This is a genomic window from Pseudomonas sp. WC1, assembly GCF_050586565.1.
Classification (GTDB): Bacteria; Pseudomonadota; Gammaproteobacteria; order Pseudomonadales; family Pseudomonadaceae; genus Aquipseudomonas.
This window is the reverse complement of record NZ_JBOBDQ010000009.1, coordinates 92,291-107,938: the sequence shown is the minus strand read 5'-3', so window position 1 is coordinate 107,938 and position 15,648 is coordinate 92,291. Positions and strand designations below refer to the sequence as shown.

General features: G+C 63.9%; 12 protein-coding genes and 1 pseudogene. 8 read left to right on the top strand and 5 right to left on the bottom strand.

The features are described 5' to 3' along the window. Positions 1-14: 14 nt before the first annotated feature. On the bottom strand, positions 15-902 hold the full coding sequence (dapA, locus tag ACQ4OD_RS06545; protein WP_277503123.1) for a 4-hydroxy-tetrahydrodipicolinate synthase: 888 nt from the start codon (positions 900-902) through the stop codon (positions 15-17). A 260-nt stretch (positions 903-1,162) separates the two neighbouring features. Between dapA and ACQ4OD_RS06540 the strand changes: the two genes are divergently transcribed. Further along, on the top strand, positions 1,163-1,723 hold the full coding sequence (locus tag ACQ4OD_RS06540) for a glycine cleavage system protein R (RefSeq protein WP_038705592.1): 561 nt from the start codon (positions 1,163-1,165) through the stop codon (positions 1,721-1,723). 10 nt (positions 1,724-1,733) lie between these two features. Next, the gene (locus ACQ4OD_RS06535) at positions 1,734-2,207 is read left to right on the top strand and encodes a peroxiredoxin (RefSeq protein ID WP_102681687.1); all 474 of its coding nucleotides are present in this window, start codon (positions 1,734-1,736) and stop codon (positions 2,205-2,207) included. A gap of 124 nt (positions 2,208-2,331) precedes the next feature. On the opposite strand, the gene ACQ4OD_RS06530 is transcribed toward ACQ4OD_RS06535, so the two are convergent. Together ACQ4OD_RS06530 and ACQ4OD_RS06525 are read right to left on the bottom strand one after the other, a co-directional pair. After that, the gene (locus ACQ4OD_RS06530; RefSeq protein WP_102681686.1) at positions 2,332-3,402 is read right to left on the bottom strand and encodes an AI-2E family transporter; all 1,071 of its coding nucleotides are present in this window, start codon (positions 3,400-3,402) and stop codon (positions 2,332-2,334) included. Positions 3,403-3,565: 163 nt separating this feature from the next. After that, complete coding sequence (locus tag ACQ4OD_RS06525) at positions 3,566-3,805, bottom strand: sulfurtransferase TusA family protein (protein WP_023630920.1); 240 nt, start codon at positions 3,803-3,805, stop codon at positions 3,566-3,568. Between the two features lie 106 nt (positions 3,806-3,911). On the opposite strand from ACQ4OD_RS06525, the gene ACQ4OD_RS06520 reads away from it, so the two are divergent. Then, positions 3,912-5,348, top strand: coding sequence for a M48 family metalloprotease (locus ACQ4OD_RS06520; protein WP_046856749.1), 1,437 nt, complete (start codon positions 3,912-3,914; stop codon positions 5,346-5,348). Positions 5,349-5,407: 59 nt separating this feature from the next. Here the strand turns inward: ACQ4OD_RS06520 and nadA are convergent, their stop codons facing one another. Next, positions 5,408-6,466 carry a quinolinate synthase NadA gene (gene nadA / locus ACQ4OD_RS06515; protein WP_102681685.1) on the bottom strand — a complete coding sequence of 353 codons (1,059 nt, stop codon included), beginning with the start codon at positions 6,464-6,466 and terminating at the stop codon, positions 5,408-5,410. Positions 6,467-6,710: 244 nt separating this feature from the next. After that, a complete protein-coding gene (locus tag ACQ4OD_RS06510) occupies positions 6,711-8,222 on the bottom strand; it encodes a YdgA family protein (protein ID WP_110697878.1) in 1,512 nt (503 codons plus the stop codon). Between the two features lie 425 nt (positions 8,223-8,647). Between ACQ4OD_RS06510 and ACQ4OD_RS06505 the strand changes: the two genes are divergently transcribed. The 5 genes and pseudogenes from ACQ4OD_RS06505 (at position 8,648) to ACQ4OD_RS06485 (ending at position 15,632) form a co-directional block, all read left to right on the top strand. Next, positions 8,648-10,000: an APC family permease gene (locus tag ACQ4OD_RS06505; RefSeq protein WP_430944032.1), complete on the top strand. Its 1,353-nt coding sequence runs from the start codon at positions 8,648-8,650 to the stop codon at positions 9,998-10,000. A gap of 56 nt (positions 10,001-10,056) precedes the next feature. Next, positions 10,057-11,325: pseudogene (locus ACQ4OD_RS06500) on the top strand (HAMP domain-containing protein); the annotation flags it as partial. Between the two features lie 102 nt (positions 11,326-11,427). Next, positions 11,428-12,183 carry a methyl-accepting chemotaxis protein gene (locus tag ACQ4OD_RS06495; RefSeq protein ID WP_371926761.1) on the top strand — a complete coding sequence of 252 codons (756 nt, stop codon included), beginning with the start codon at positions 11,428-11,430 and terminating at the stop codon, positions 12,181-12,183. A gap of 555 nt (positions 12,184-12,738) precedes the next feature. Next, complete coding sequence (locus tag ACQ4OD_RS06490) at positions 12,739-14,292, top strand: amino acid permease (protein WP_139673112.1); 1,554 nt, start codon at positions 12,739-12,741, stop codon at positions 14,290-14,292. Positions 14,293-14,345: 53 nt separating this feature from the next. Further along, positions 14,346-15,632, top strand: a complete 1,287-nt coding sequence (locus ACQ4OD_RS06485; RefSeq protein WP_430944031.1) for an NAD(P)/FAD-dependent oxidoreductase — start codon at positions 14,346-14,348, stop codon at positions 15,630-15,632. The last annotated feature ends 16 nt before the right edge of the window (positions 15,633-15,648 follow it).

The following is a 15,648-nucleotide window of genomic DNA, read 5'->3' as shown; positions in this document are numbered from 1 at the left end:
GTGTACTTCCTCGATTAAACCAGTACGCCGGACTGGCGCAAGGCAGTACGGACTTTTTCGTGACAGCCTTCGCTCAGCCAGGTCAGCGGCAGGCGGATACCTTGTTGCATCAGGCCCATTTCAACGAGCGCCCATTTCACCGGGATCGGGTTGGCTTCGCAGAACAGGTCCTTGTGCAGCGGCATGAGTTTTTCGTTGATTGCACGGGCCTTCTCGGCATTGCCCTCAAGGGCGGCCTCGCACAGGTCGGCCATTTCGCGCGGGGCGACGTTGGCGGTGACGGAGATGTTGCCCTTGCCGCCCATCAGGATCAGCTCGACGGCGGTTGGATCGTCGCCGGACAGGACGATGAAGTCCTTGTCGACGCCGTCCAGGATGGCCTTGGCACGGACCAGGTCGCCGGTGGCTTCCTTGATACCGATGATGTTCTTGACCTTCGACAGGCGGATCACGGTCTCGGCCTGCATGTCGCAGGAGGTGCGGCCGGGTACGTTGTACAGGATCTGCGGGATGTCGACGGCTTCGGCGATGTGCTTGAAGTGCTGGTACAGGCCTTCCTGGGTCGGCTTGTTGTAGTAAGGCACGACGAGCAGGCAGGCGTCGGCGCCGGCATTCTTGGCATTCTGGGTCAGGTGCACGGCTTCGGCAGTGGAGTTGGCACCGGTACCGGCAATTACCGGGATCCGCTTCTTGCTGTGCTTGACCCGCTCGACCACGTGCTTGATGACCAGGATGTGCTCTTCGACGTCCAGCGTGGCGGATTCACCGGTGGTACCGACAGCTACGATCGCGTGAGTGCCATTTTCCAGGTGGAAGTCTACAAGTTTGTCGAGGCTGCCCCAGTCCAGACGCCCTTGTGCATCCATGGGTGTGACCAACGCCACCATACTGCCCGCAATCATGTAATTGCTCCTGCCGGAAAAAGAGAGCGGTAATGGTACTGGCGCCATCGGCCTTGCACAAGCGAAGCAGGCGGGCGGAGCATTCCCCTTCGCGCCGCTTTTCGCTACCCTTGATCCTTTGATCGGTACAGCGCGGCCCGCCGGGCCGTCGACAGTGCTCCTCGCCTGCGTCCACAGCCGCCCAAACCGGCCGGGGCCCTGCTGGAAAAGGAGGCTTGCCCCCGTCCTGTACCGACCGCTCATCGCTTTAGGAATGCTGCATGTCCACCCCCACCGTTCGCGAACAATTCCTCGTCATCAGCGCCCTGGGCCCCAACCCCATGGAGCTGGCCAACGTCCTCAGCCGCGCGGCCTTCGACAATCGCTGCGCGGTGGTCACCTCGCGCCTGTCGCGCCACGGCGAAACCAGCGCCCTGGTGCTGCAGGTCGGCGGCAGCTGGGATGCCCTGGCCCGCCTCGAGGCCACCCTGCCAGGCCTGGGCAAGAAGCACGGGCTGACGCTGGACGTGGTCCGCAGCGCCGACCAAGAGGTGCGCCCGCAGGCCCTGCCTTACGTGGCCTACGTCAGCGCCGCCTATCGCCCGGACATCATCAACGAGCTGTGCCAGTTCTTCCTCGACCACCGCGTCGAGCTCGAAGCCATGACCTGCGACACCTACCTCGCTCCGCAGACCGGCAGCAGCATGCTCAACGCCCAGTTCACCGTGATCCTGCCAGCCGGCACCCAGATCAGCTGGCTGCGCGACCAGTTCCTCGACTTCGCCGACGCGCTGAACCTGGACGCGCTGATCGAACCGTGGCGCCCACAGAACCCTGTCTAAGGAAGCTCCCATGGCCGTAGCAATCGACCAACCCGTCGCCGATTTCCAGGTGCAGGCCACCAGCGGCCAGAGCGTCAGCCTGGCTGAACTGAAAGGCCAGCAAGTGGTGCTGTACTTCTACCCCAAGGACAGCACCCCGGGCTGCACCACCGAAGGCCAGGGTTTCCGCGACCAGCACGCGGCGTTCCAGGCCGCCAACACCGTGGTGTTCGGCGTATCGCGCGATGGCATCAAGTCCCATGAGAACTTCAAGGCCAAGCAGGCCTTTCCCTTCGAGCTGATCAGCGACAAGGACGAGGCCCTGTGCCAGCTGTTCGACGTGATCAAGCTGAAGAAGCTGTATGGCAAGGAATACCTGGGCGTGGACCGCAGCACCTTCCTGATCGACAAGGACGGTGTGCTGCGCCAGGAATGGCGTGGGGTGAAGGTGCCCGGGCATGTGGATGCGGTACTGGCTGCGGCCGAGGCCTTGAACAAGGCTTAAGGACGCATGGGGCTGCTGCGCAGCCCTTCGCCGCGGTTCGTCGCCACGACAAGCCGGCTCCCACAGGTAAAGCGATCCATGTGGGAGGCTTGCAGGCGAAAGGGCCGCAAAGCGGCCCCAGCAATTACAGCATCGGCGCCACAGACGTTTCCTGCCTCGGCCAGGCATCCAGCACCGCCTTGAACAGCGTCGCCAGCGGGATCGCGAAGAAGATCCCCCAGAACCCCCACAGCCCGCCGAACAGCAGCACCGCGCAGATGATCGCCACCGGGTGCAGGCTCACCGCCTCGGAGAACAGCAACGGTACCAGCACGTTGCCATCGAGCGCCTGGATGATCGCGTATACCGCCATCAGGTAGATGAACTGATCGCCCCAGCCCCACTGGAACAGCGCGATCAGGGTCACCGGCACCGTCACCACCACCGCGCCGACATACGGCACCACCACCGACAGCCCCACCAGCAGCGCCAGCAAGGCGGCATAGTTGAGGCCCAGGCTGATGAAGGCGATATAGGTGGCAATCCCGCAGATCAGGATCTCGATGCCCTTGCCACGGATATAGTTGGCGATCTGCCGGTTCATCTCGTCACCCACCCGGTTGAGCAACGTGCGCTCACGCGGCAGGTAGCCACTGACCCAGCGCCCGATCAGCTCGCGATCCTTGAGGAAGAAGAACACCAGGATCGGCACCAGCACCAGGTAGATCATGGCATTGACCAGCAGCGGCAGGCTCGACAAGGAGAAGGTCAATGCCCATTGGCCGAACTTGCCGATTTCGCCGCGCACCGACTCGATGGCGCGCAGCACTTGCTCATCCGACACCAGGTGCGGGTAGCGCTCGGGCAACAGCAGCAACAGCGACTGCCACTTGCCGAGCATGCCGGGCAGCTCGTTGAACAAGGTGATCAGCTGATGCCAGAGCAGCGGCACCAGCACCAGCATGAACACCGCCAGCGCGCCCATGAACAGCGCGAACACCAGCCAGACGGCCAGCCGTGTGGGTACCCTCAGGCGCTCCAGGGCATTGACCAGCCCCTGCATGAGAAACGCCAGGACCATGCCCGCCAGCACCGGCGCGAGCATGCCGCCCAGGGTCAGCACCACGGTAAAGGCCAGGAACAGCAGGACCGCCAGCACCACTGCCTCCTCGTCGGAGAAGTAGCGCTGCATCCAGTCGCGAAGCACTTTGAACATTGACGATCCTAGGTTCTGTACGAAAAGCCTTGAGACGCAGGTCAGGCAAGGCGAAAACAGCCGAGGAAGCGGAGTGTACTAGAGTACATGAGCATTCCGAGGCTGTTTTCAACGCAGCATGAACAAGTATCAAGGCTTTTCGTATAGAGCCTAATGAAGGGAATCAGGCCTTGCGCAGCCAGTAGGTGTAGACCCCGGCCTCGGCCGTTTCATGCAGCAGCGTATGACCGGCCAGTTGGGCGAACGTGCGGAAGTCGCGTTGCGAGCCGGCATCGGTGGCGAGCACCTTGAGCACCGCGCCGCTGGCCAGGCGATTGAGCTCCATCTTCGCCTTGAGCAGCGGCAATGGACAGTTGAGACCGCTGGCATCGAGCTCGGCGTCACAAGTCGGGGTGTCACTCATCGGGCAGCGCTCCAGGACCGCATGGGGAAGGCCGCTAGGATACCGCCACTGGTCGGCATCGCGCGACCCGGCTACAGTAAGGCTTTTGACCGACGCGAGCTTCTGCATGAATCTACTGCGCCCCACCCTGTTGACGCTGGCCTGCCTGCTGGCCCTGCCCGGCCACGCCGACGACCTGCCGTCACTGGGCGACGCCAGCTCCGCGATCGTCTCGCCACAACAGGAACACCAGCTCGGCCGCGCCTGGCTGAGCCTGTTGCGCGGCCAGGTGAACCAGCTCAACGACCCGCAGCTCAAGGACTTCGTCGAGACCAGCGTGTACAAGCTGGCCGAGACCAGTCAACTGCAGGACCGGCGCCTGGAGTTCATCCTTATCGACAGCAAGGAACTCAACGCCTTTGCCGCACCCGGTGGCATCGTCGGGGTCAACGGCGGCCTGTTCCTCAATGCCCAGACCGAAGGCGAGTACGCCTCGGTGTTGGCCCACGAACTGGCGCACTTGTCGCAACGCCACTTCGCCCGCGGCGTCGAGGCCCAGCAACGCATGCAGCTGCCGATGATGGCGGCCTTGCTGGCCGGTATCGTGCTGGCGGCGGGCGGCGGCGGCGATGCCGGCATTGGCGTGATCGCCGGCACACAGGCCGCGGCAATCCAGGAGCAGCGGCGCTTTTCCCGGCAGAACGAACAGGAAGCCGACCGTTTCGGCATCCTCAACCTGGAAAAGGCCGGCTACGATCCGCGCAACATGCCCAGCATGTTCGAGCGCCTGGCCCGCCAGTACCGCTACGATGCCAAGCCGCCGGAATTCCTGCTGACCCACCCGGTCACCGAATCGCGTATCGCCGACACCCGCAACCGCGCCGAACAGGCGCCCAAGGGCGGCGTGGAAGACAGCCTGCGCTACCAGTTGATCCGCGCCCGCGTGCAGCTCACCTACGAAGGCACGCCGGGCATGGCCGCCAAGCGTTTCCGCGCCCAGCTCGACGAAACCCCGAACATGGATGCCGCCCGCTACGGCCTGGCCCTGGCGCAGATCAAGGGCGGCCAGCTCAACGAAGCGCGGGAGAACCTCAAGCCGCTGCTGGCCAAGGCGCCCAACGACATCACCTACAACCTGGCGCAGATCGACCTGGACATCACCAACAACCGCCTGGCCGACGCCCAGCAGCGCGCCCAGCGCATGCAGGCGCTGTACCCGGGCAACTACCCGTTGAAACAGGTGCGCGCCGACCTGCTGGTCAAGCAGAACAAGCCAGCCGAAGCGGAAAAGGTGCTGGATGACCTGGTCAAGAACCGTCCGGACGATCCAGACGTGTGGTACGATGTGGCCGAAGTGCGCGGGCTGTCGGGCAACACTATCGGCCTGCACCGCGCGCGCGCCGAATACTTCACCCTGGTCGGCGACTTCGACCAGGCGATCCAGCAGCTCGACTACGCCAAGCGCCGCTCGGGCAGCAACTTCCCGCTGGCTTCGCAGATCGACCAGCGCCAGCGCGAGATCATGGAGCAGCAGCGCATGGTCAAGGAGATGATGGGGCGCTGATACACAGCCAGAAACCATCGCGGCGACCCGACTTGCCCCGCGATGGTTTGTGCAACCGGTCAGGCGTTACCGGACAACTTCAACCGCGCCGCCTGGGTGAAGTCGAGCATGCGGTTCAACGGCTTGATCGCCTTGGGGATCAGCGCCGGCTCGACGAAGATCTCGTTGCTGCCATTGCGCAGACAGTCCAGCACCCGCTCCAGGGTGTTCATGGCCATCCACGGGCAGTGCGCGCAGCTGCGGCAGGCCGCGCCGTTGCCAGCAGTCGGCGCCTCGACGAACTCCTTGTCCGGGCACAGCTGCTGCATCTTGTAGAAGATGCCGCGGTCGGTGGCGACGATGAAAGTCTTGTTCGGCAAGGTCTGCGCCGCCTTGATCAGCTGGCTGGTGGAACCTACCGCGTCTGCCAGCTCGATCACCGCTTCCGGCGACTCGGGGTGCACCAGGATCGCGGCGTCCGGGTACAGCGCCTTCATGTCGGCCAACTGGCGCGACTTGAACTCTTCATGAACGATGCAGGCGCCATCCCACAGCAGCATGTCGGCACCAGTCTGCTTCTGGATGTAACGACCCAGATGCTGGTCCGGGCCCCAGATGATGGTCTCGCCGTTGTCCATAAGGCTTTCGACGATTTCCAGCGCGCAGCTGGAGGTCACCACCCAGTCGGCCCGGGCTTTCACTGCCGCGGAAGTATTGGCGTAGACCACCACGGTGCGCTCGGGATGCTGGTCGCAGAAATCCGAGAATTCCTTGACCGGGCACCCCAGGTCGAGGGAACAGGTCGCTTCCAGGGTCGGCATCAGCACGCGTTTTTCCGGGGTGAGGATCTTCGCCGTCTCGCCCATGAAGCGCACCCCTGCCACCACCACGGTCTCGGCGGGGTGATTCTTGCCGAAGCGCGCCATTTCCAGCGAGTCGGACACGCAGCCGCCGGTTTCCTCGGCCAGGGCCTGGATCACCGGGTCGCAATAGTAGTGGGCCACCAGCACGGCGTTCTGCTTCTTCAGCTCGGCGGCGATGGCCGCACGGTATTCGGCCTCCTGCGCGGGCGTCAGCGGGTTGGGCTGCTTGGCATCGAGGTGCGCCTGGACCAACAGGCGTTCGGAAATCTGGGTCATGATCGCTGGACCTGCAGGGCGCTTGAGCGCGTCAGTCGAGTGTATCACCCGGCCCTGGCAGATCGGCTAGCGGTGCCGGACGGCCAGCGTCTCGGCCCCTCTGCGGGCGCGGATTATTATCGGACGCGAAGGCTACAGGCAATCGGAAGGATGCAAAAGGGGTTTTTGCAGCCCTCCGTCGCGGGGCAAGTCGGGTCGCCGCATCGCCGCTCCCACGATGATGGGAGCGGGTCTGCCCGAGGGCTCAGCCCTGCGGCTGCAGCGCCGCCAGGTGGCCGCTGATCAGCATGGCGAACTCTTCGACGGTCATCTTCTTGCCGTTGAAGTCGACCATGCCATCGGCGTACTGCAGGCTCGATACCACATCGGTGCCCTCTACCGTGGCCATGCCGCTCTGCAGCGCCATCATGCCGAGCATCTCGCCAGCCTGGCTGGACTGCTGGGCAATGGCCTGGGCGTCGGTCTCGCCGTCGAGCAGCGCCTGCAACGTGGCCAGGTCACCGACCATCGGCTTGGAGACACTGAGCTTGGCCTTCAGCTGGGTCAGCAGCTGCTTGCCCAGCTGGTCAGGCGGCAGGTCGAACGAGCTGGGGCTGGCGAAGTCCATCGCCAGGTTGAAGTGGCTCTCGCCATTGGCGGTCTTGAACGCCAGCTTCTCCACCGCCACCTGCGGCTTGGCTACCAGCAGCTTGTGCAGGTCGCCCTGGACCTTGGCCTGTTCCTCGGGGGTCATTTCCAGCGACGGGGCCTCGCCCTCGGCCGCCGCCTGCTGCATCTGCGGCAGCTGGGTCTGGTACCACTCCATCAACGCCTGCATGGCCGCGATGTCGATGGACTTCATGGTCAGGACCATTTCCGCGCTACCGACCTTGCGCCCGCCGTAGCTGATGTCGGCGACCTTGTATTCCAGGCGCCCGGCCAGCTTGTCCTTGGCCTCGCCCTCGGCGTTGTACAGGTTGTTCTGCTGCAGGCCCTTGAGCACCAGCACTTCCTGCTTCGGCCCGAAGGTCACCTGGGTGTCGGCCAGGGCCAGGTCGAAGTTGCCGACGTAGACCATGTCGTGAGCGGTTTCGTGGAGCTTGCCGCCGGCCTTGAAGCCGTTGAGCAGGATCTTCACCGGCGCCTGTTGCTCATCGACGAAGTTCAACTCCAGGTGCTCGGCATTGCCGTGGATCTCCACCGCCTTGCCGTCGCGGTCACCGCGCAGTTGCAGCTGCAGGCCGGAGAAGTCCAGGACGTTGCCGCCGTCTTCCTTGAGCGTCACCGGCGCCAGGCGGATATCGCTGTCGACGCTGCCGTTGTAGCCGAGGCTGACCTGGGCGGTGACCGGTGCCTTGTCGCCGGCGGCGGTGAACCAGCCTGCGGTGAAGTCATCCTTGTCCAAAGCACTGTTGCTGGTGGCCATGACCGGCATCAGCTTGAACGCCTTGACCCGCGACCAGGGGAACGGGCCGTGCTCGATCTGGTCGGTCACGCCAACCTGGAAGTTCAGCGCCTCGGCCTCGCCGAGCTGCACGTTCTCGGCCTTCAGGCGGTAGTGCGCGGTGCTGGTGAAGAAGTGCTGGTCCAGCGAGACCAGCTCGATGGTCATGCTGCCGCCGTTGCCGACCAGGGCTTTCTTCAGCTCTTCGTTGCCGCGGGCAACGGAGCGTTCCAGCTCCGCGGGCAGTTGCTTGCCGGTGTACCAGGCGCCAGCGGTGGTTGCGACGGCGATGGCGACCGCCAGGCCGGAAAGGATGCCTACTGATTTCTTCATGAATAGAACCGATTGCTGTCCATAGGGAGGGCGATTGGGCGGACCACGGAAACGAGGGCACGCGGGGTGGCAAGAATACCATCGGCGCCCGGCCGGCGCGGTAATGCTTGTTGTATTTCGTTTATCGGCACCTCAAGGACAGCCTGCCTTGGCCAACAGCAATGTCAATTTTTACGAACATCAAAATCGACTTACGATCCGCTCAATCGGCCAATAACAGTGCATAACGGCCAATAAAACCGATTCACCTTCCATTCAATTGACTACCTGTCATGTTTAACTTGACACTCAAACGACCATCGTTGTTTATTTCGCGCACCCTGCAGCTCCAACATAAAAGGTGAACAACATGGAGCCCATCCGCTCGACCTTGTCGTGCCCGTCACTCGCCGTGCCCGTTGTTTCGACACAGGAGCAGCGCCCGCATGCAGCCTGACCACAGCGCTTCCGGCGACCCCCAGTTCCGCAAGTCCCTGCGCCTCTGGCACGTGGTGATTATCGGCCTGGCCTACCTCACCCCGATGACCGTGTTCGATACCTTCGGCATCGTCTCCGGCATCACTGCAGGGCATGTGCCCAGCGCCTACATCCTGGCCCTGGTCGGCATCCTGTTCACTGCCGTGAGCTACGGCACGCTGGTGCGGCGCTTCCCGCAGTCGGGCTCGGCGTACACCTACACCCAGCGCGCCATCAACCCGCACGTGGGTTTCCTGGTCGGCTGGTCGTCGCTGCTGGACTACCTGCTGCTGCCCATGGTCAACGCGCTGCTGGCCAAGCTCTACCTGTCGGCAATGTTCCCCGAAGTGCCGGCCTGGGTATGGGTGGCCAGCTTCGTCACCCTGATCAGCCTGATCAACATGCGCAGCATCAACCTGGTGGCGCACTTCAACCTGCTGTTCGTCGCCGTGCAGGTGGCGATCATCTCGGTGTTCATCTACCTGTGCTGGCGCGGCTTGGGCCACGGCGAGGGATTGGGCACCGCCTGGAGCCTGCTGCCGTTCGCCGATGACCAGACCCAGTTCGCCGCGCTGGCCGCGGGCGCGACCATCCTGTGCTTCTCGTTCCTGGGCTTCGATGCAGTGACCTGCCTGTCGGAGGAAACCCGCGACCCGGGCAAGACCATCCCCCGGGCGATCTTCCTGACCGCCCTGATCGGCGGCGTGGTGTTCATCGGGGTGTCGTACTTTATCCAGGCCTACTTCCCGACCATGCAGCGCTTCCACGACCAGGAAGCAGCCCTGCCGGAAATCGCCCTGTACGTCGGCGGCAAGCTGTTCCAGTCGGTGTTCATCGCCTGCACGGTGATCAACACCATCGCCTCGGGCCTGGCCTCGCAGACCAGCGTGTCGCGCCTGCTGTACGTGATGGGCCGCGACAACGTGATCCCGGCCGGGGTGTTCGCCCGCCTGCACCCGCGCTACAAGACCCCGGTGCTGAACATCGCCGTGGTCGGCCTGATTTCGCTGTCGGCGATCTTCTTCGACCTGGTCACCGCCACTTCGGTGATCAACTTCGGCGCGCTGGTGGCGTTCAGCTTCGTCAACCTCTCGGTGATCAACCACTGCTATATCCGTGAGAGACAGAACAAGGGCCTGACGAACAACCTCAAGTATCTGGTGGCGCCGACGATAGGCTTCTGCATCATCGTCTCGCTGTGGCTGGACCTGAACGAACACTCCTTGCTGTTCGGCGGAATCTGGGCCCTGCTTGGCATGCTCTACCTGGCCTGGCTGACCAAAGCCTTCAGGGTTGCGCCACCGAACTGCATCGCCGAATGACCCCACCGACGCCCGCCTGACCGCGGGCGTTGTGTTTGCCCGAGAAGGAAAAGCCCATGTCGCAGCGCCGTCTCTCCATCCAGTGGAAGATCACCCTGCTCGCCGGCCTGTGCCTGCTGGCCATCGTCGCCCTGCTGGTGGCCACCTCGCTCACCCAGGCCCGGCGCAGCGCCGAGCAGGTATTCCAGGCCAACACCGAACTGCTCGACCACAGTGCCCGCCTGCGCCTGCAGGCCCACGGCGAAACCCAGGCCTTGCGCATCCAGCGCTACTTCATGGACGCCTACCAGTACGGCAACGGTTTCGCCCGCCTGGTGCAGGCGCTCAAGGCCCGTGGCGGTGCCGAACTGCGCGGTGAGCTGAGCCGAGAAGCCCGCGCCGCACTGGCCGGCAATACCGACCTGATCGGCCTGTACCTGGTGTTCCAACCCAACGCCCTGGACCAGCAGGACGCGCGCTTCGTAGGCCAGGCCGACAACGGCAGCAACGACAGCGGGCGTTTTTCGCTGTACTGGTCGCAGCCCGGCACTGGCAACCTCGAAGCGGAGGCCATGCCCGAATCGATGCTCGCCGATACCAGCATCGGCGCCAACGGTTCGCCCTACAACCGCTGGCTGACCTGCCCGCTGGAAACCGCCAAGGCGTGCGTGCTAGACCCGTATTTCGACGAGGTCAACGGTCATCAGGTACTGATGACCAGCATTGCCCTGCCGCTGCTGGAAAACGGCAAGGTGGTGGGCGTGGTCGGCCTGGACATCGGCCTGGACAACCTGCAGCAACTGAGCCTGGCCGGCCGCCAGGAGCTGTTCGACGGCCAGGGCCAGGTCAGCATCGTCAGCCCTGCGGGCCTGCTCGCCGGCCACAGTCAGGATGCCGGCCAGTTGAGCAAGACCGTGCAGCAGGCCTTCGGTGCCAGCGCGGCGGCCCTGGCCGCACCACTGCGCGCCGGCCAGGCCGTCGAGCGCCTGGACCAAGGCACCATGCGTATTTCCCGACCCTTTGCGCCAATTCCCGGGGCGGCACCGTGGCAGGTGCTGCTCGAACTGCCCGAGCAGGTACTGCAAGCCCCCGCCGTCACCCTCAACCAGCGCCTGGACAGCCAGAACCAGCAGGCCAACCTCGTCAGCCTGCTGGTCGGCCTGGGCGCCGCCGTGCTGGGGCTGCTGCTGGTGTGGCTGACCGCCCGCGGCGTGACCCGGCCAATCCTGGCCGTGGCCGCCCGCCTGGAGGACATCGCCAGCGGTGAAGGCGACCTGACCCGGCGCCTGGACTACGCCCGCGACGACGAACTGGGCCAGCTCACCGGTTGGTTCAACCGCTTCCTCGACAAACTGCAACCGGTGATCGCCCAGCTCAAGGGTTCGCTGCAGGAAGCCCGCGGCACTGCCGACCAGTCGGCGCTGATCGCCCGCCAGACCAGCGACGGCATGCAGCAACAGCACCGCGAAATCGAACAGGTGGCCACGGCGGCCAACGAGATGAGCGCCACTGCCCATGACGTTGCCCACAACGCCGCACAGGCCGCCCAGGCCGCACGCGGTGCCGACCAGGCAACCCGCGATGGCTTGGCGCGGGTGGGCGCCACCCGCGAAGCTATCGCCCAACTTGCCGGCGGCATGGATGCGGCCATGGATGAAGCCCGCGCCCTGGAAAGCCGTGGCGAACAGATCGGCTCGGTACTTGAAGTGATCCGCGCCATCGCCGAGCAGACCAACCTGCTGGCCCTCAACGCCGCCATCGAAGCGGCCCGCGCCGGCGAAGCCGGGCGAGGCTTTGCGGTGGTCGCCGACGAAGTACGCAACCTGGCGCAGCGCACTCAAGTGTCGGTCGAGGAGATCCGCCAGGTAATCGAAGGCTTGCAGCAAGGCACCCAGGACGTGGTCGAGGCAATGCAGGCCGGCCAGCGCCAGGCCCAGGACAGTGCCGCGCAGATGGAACAGACCTTGCCAGCACTGCAGCGTATCGGCGAGGCGGTGACGGTGATCACCGACATGAATCTGCAGATCGCCTCGGCCGCCGAGGAACAGAGCGCAGTGGCCGAAGAGGTGAACCGCAACGTGGCGGGCATCCGCGACGTGACCGAATCGCTGTCGGGGCAGGCCGACGAATCGGCGCACATCAGCCAGGCGTTGAACCGGCTGGCCAACCAGCAGCAGGCACTGATGGCGCAGTTCCGGGTTTGAATCCGCCCCCGGATGAAACAGCAACAGCGGACTGCCAGTAGCTGCACGGTCCGCCGTGACAAAGGCTGACAGCTCACGACAAGGCTGCCCCTCCATCAATCCCTCCACTTGAAGGGATATGACCCTCCGAAACCGATATCTGGCCACGCCAGGTATCGGTTTTTTGTTGCATCAATGATGAATAAATTTCCGCCATATTGTTTCGTACATTTCATGACAGTTACAAAACGACCATTTCACACTCCACAATGACGTCGACGCATCTCAGTAAATATGGGTAATCCAGATGAATGCGTGCAAATTTCAACTTTGCCACACGATCAAAACGACGAAACCAAGCATTCCAAAATGGAATGATATAGCAACTAATTGTCGTTTGTTGCGAACACCTTTCAACGCCAATACTGATTTCAATCAATGCAATCGCCACCGCCGCAGCACTGGAGAAGCTGCTGGCAGACCGGCGCCCCATCCGCGCTCGTCACCTGCAACTGGAAGTGGTCAGTTCACAACAAAAACAACAACTCACCCGAATGCAGATCCAATAGGTTGCCCATGACCCATTCGAACAACAACGGAAGTTTGACTGCCGCAGCCCCACCTTCCGGACACCTCAAGCGCACCCTCACCAGCCGTCACCTGAACATGATCGCCATCGGCGGCTCCATCGGCACCGGCCTGTTCGTCTCCTCCGGCGCCACCATTGCCCAGTCTGGCCCCGGCGGCGCACTGCTGGCCTTCGCGGTGATTGGCCTGATGGTCTACTTCCTGATGACCAGCCTCGGCGAAATGGCCGCGTGCATGCCGGTCAGCGGCTCGTTCTCCACCTATGCCTCGCGCTACGTCGAAGAAAGCTTCGGCTTCGCCCTGGGCTGGAACTACTGGTACTCCTGGGCAGTGACCATCGCCGTGGACCTGGTGGCCGTACAGATCATCATGCTCTACTGGTTCCCGGACACCCCCGGGGTGATCTGGAGCGCGGCCTTCCTGGTGCTGCTGTTCGCCCTCAATGTCGCCTCGGTGCGCTTCTTCGGCGAGGCGGAGTTCTGGTTCGCCCTGATCAAGGTCATCACCATCATCATCTTCATCGCCGTGGGCGTGCTGATGCTGCTGGGCATCCTCGAAGGCGGCCAGGACGGTGGCGCCCACCTCTGGCAGATCGGCGACGCGCCCATTGCCGGCGGCCTGCCGGCGCTGATCGGCGTGGCGATGATCGTCGGTTTCTCGTTCCAGGGCACCGAATTCGTGGGCATCGCCGCTGGCGAAACGGAAAACCCGGGACGCAACATTCCCAAGGCCGTGCGCCAGATCTTCTGGCGCATCCTGCTGTTCTACGTACTCACCATTGTCGTGATCGGCCTGCTGATCCCCTACACCGACCCGCGCCTGCTCAAAGACGGCCTGTCGGATGTCACCATTAGTCCGTTCACCCTGATCTTTACCAAGGCTGACATGCTCGCCGCCGCCGCCGTGATGAACGCAGTGATCCTGACCTCGGTGCTGTCCGCCGGCAACTCAGGCATGTATGCCTCGTCGCGCATGCTCTACAGCCTGGCGCTGGAGCGCAAGGCGCCGGCCATCTTCGCCCGGGTGACCCGCAGTGGCACGCCGGTCTGGGCGCTGCTGGCCACCGCCGCGGTCGCGGGTCTGTGCCTGCTGAGCTTCCTGTTCAGCCCCGGCAAGCTCTACCTGTGGCTGCTGAACACCTCTGGCATGCTCGGTTTCATCGCCTGGCTGGGCATCGCCATCAGCCATTACCGCTTCCGCCGCGGCTACCTGCTCAATGGCAATGACCTGGCGAAACTGCCGTATGTGTCGAAATACTTCCCGTTCGGCCCGCTGTTCGCCTTCGGCCTGTGCATGGTGGTCATGCTCGGGCAGAACTACCAGGCGTTCATCGGCGGGCAGATCGACTGGGTCGGTGCCTTCGCCACCTACGTCGGCCTGGTGCTGTTCGTGGTGGTCTGGTTCGGCCACAAGCTGGTCACAGGCTCCAAGGTGGTGCGCTACAGGGAAATGGACTTCTCCAGTATCGAGATTCGCAAAGCCGAACGCAGCAAGGCAGAGCCCACAGGCGATGCGCTCGCGGCCAGCCAGCAACCCGCCTGAACTCTCCATTGGCGGACCCGCCCCGGTCCGCCCACCACTGCTCCGGGACCCTGATGAACAGCACCTTCGACTCCTACTACGAAGCCACCGCCAGCAGAACCTTCTACTCTGCCCAGAGCGGGCGCACCGATACCCGCGTCTGCATCCTCGGTGGTGGCCTGGCCGGCCTGTCGACCGCAATAGGGCTTGCCGAGCGCGGGGTGAGCGATGTGACACTCCTCGAGTCGCAACGCGTCGGTCATGGCGCCTCGGGACGCAACGGCGGCTTCGTCTTCGGCGGCTACAGCCTCGGCAACGCCGATCTGCTGGCGGCGTTGGGCGCCAACGAGGCACGCAAGCTGTATCGATTGACACTCGACGCCGTCGACCTGATCCGCGAACGTACCCGCAAATACACCATCGATTGCGACCTGGTCGACCAGGGTGTGATCCTCGCCAACTGGTTCAACGACCCGTCGCGCCTTGAGAAACCGCGCCAGCTGATGAAGCAGGCTTATGGCGTCGACTGGGAATACATCGCCCCCGGCGAACTGAAGGAACAGCTCAGGACCGAGCGCTATTACGGCGGGTTGCTGGAGCGCAACGCATTCCACTTCCACCCGCTCAAGTATGTCTGCGGCATCGCCCAGGCAGCCGCACAGGCCGGGGTGACGATCTACGAACAGTCGCCGGTCACCAGTATCGAGAAGAAGGCAGGCGGCTACATCGTGCGCACCGGCCAGGGCGAAGTCCATGCCGAGCAGGTGGTGTTCAGCGCAGGGGGCTATGCCCGCGGCGTCTACGCCCCGATCGAACGCGCCGTGCTGCCGATCGCCACCTACGTGGTGACCACTGCGCCACTGGGCGCACGCCTGCAGGACGCCATCGACTGCCAGTCGGCCATCTACGATACACGCTTCGCCTTCGATTATTACCGCCCGCTGAAAGACAGCCGGATCCTCTGGGGCGGACGCATCTCCATTCTCGATCGCGGGCCGCAGGCCATCGCCAGGCTGCTCAAGGCCGACCTGGCGAGCGTCTACCCGCAATTCGAGGACGTGGAACTGGAGTACTCCTGGGGCGGCCTGATGAGCTACGGACGCCACCAGATGGCGCAGATCGGCCAGGACCACAACGGCATCTGGCACGCGGTCGGTTTCGGCGGCCATGGCATGGCCCCGACCACGGTCGCCGGCGAAGTCCTGGCGGATGCCATTGCCCATCGCCTGCCGATCCCGAGCGGTTTCAGTCGGTTCGGCCTCGATCGCACCTTCGGCCTTGCTGGCCTGGTGGCTGCGCAGGCCACCTACACCGCCTACCAGGCACGCGATGCGTTCGATGCACGGCGCCTGAACCGTTGACAGTGGGTCAGGCCAC

Coding starts and splice junctions, on each gene's coding strand:
- dapA (WP_277503123.1), bottom strand. CDS start 902: ATGATTGCGGGCAGTATGGTGGCGTTGGTCACACCCATGGATGCACAA.
- ACQ4OD_RS06510 (WP_110697878.1), bottom strand. CDS start 8,222: ATGAAGAAATCAGTAGGCATCCTTTCCGGCCTGGCGGTCGCCATCGCC.
- ACQ4OD_RS06520 (WP_046856749.1), top strand. CDS start 3,912: ATGAATCTACTGCGCCCCACCCTGTTGACGCTGGCCTGCCTGCTGGCC.
- ACQ4OD_RS06490 (WP_139673112.1), top strand. CDS start 12,739: ATGACCCATTCGAACAACAACGGAAGTTTGACTGCCGCAGCCCCACCT.
- nadA (WP_102681685.1), bottom strand. CDS start 6,466: ATGACCCAGATTTCCGAACGCCTGTTGGTCCAGGCGCACCTCGATGCC.
- ACQ4OD_RS06530 (WP_102681686.1), bottom strand. CDS start 3,402: ATGTTCAAAGTGCTTCGCGACTGGATGCAGCGCTACTTCTCCGACGAG.
- ACQ4OD_RS06505 (WP_430944032.1), top strand. CDS start 8,648: ATGCAGCCTGACCACAGCGCTTCCGGCGACCCCCAGTTCCGCAAGTCC.
- ACQ4OD_RS06535 (WP_102681687.1), top strand. CDS start 1,734: ATGGCCGTAGCAATCGACCAACCCGTCGCCGATTTCCAGGTGCAGGCC.
- ACQ4OD_RS06540 (WP_038705592.1), top strand. CDS start 1,163: ATGTCCACCCCCACCGTTCGCGAACAATTCCTCGTCATCAGCGCCCTG.
- ACQ4OD_RS06495 (WP_371926761.1), top strand. CDS start 11,428: ATGCAGCAACAGCACCGCGAAATCGAACAGGTGGCCACGGCGGCCAAC.
- ACQ4OD_RS06525 (WP_023630920.1), bottom strand. CDS start 3,805: ATGAGTGACACCCCGACTTGTGACGCCGAGCTCGATGCCAGCGGTCTC.
- ACQ4OD_RS06485 (WP_430944031.1), top strand. CDS start 14,346: ATGAACAGCACCTTCGACTCCTACTACGAAGCCACCGCCAGCAGAACC.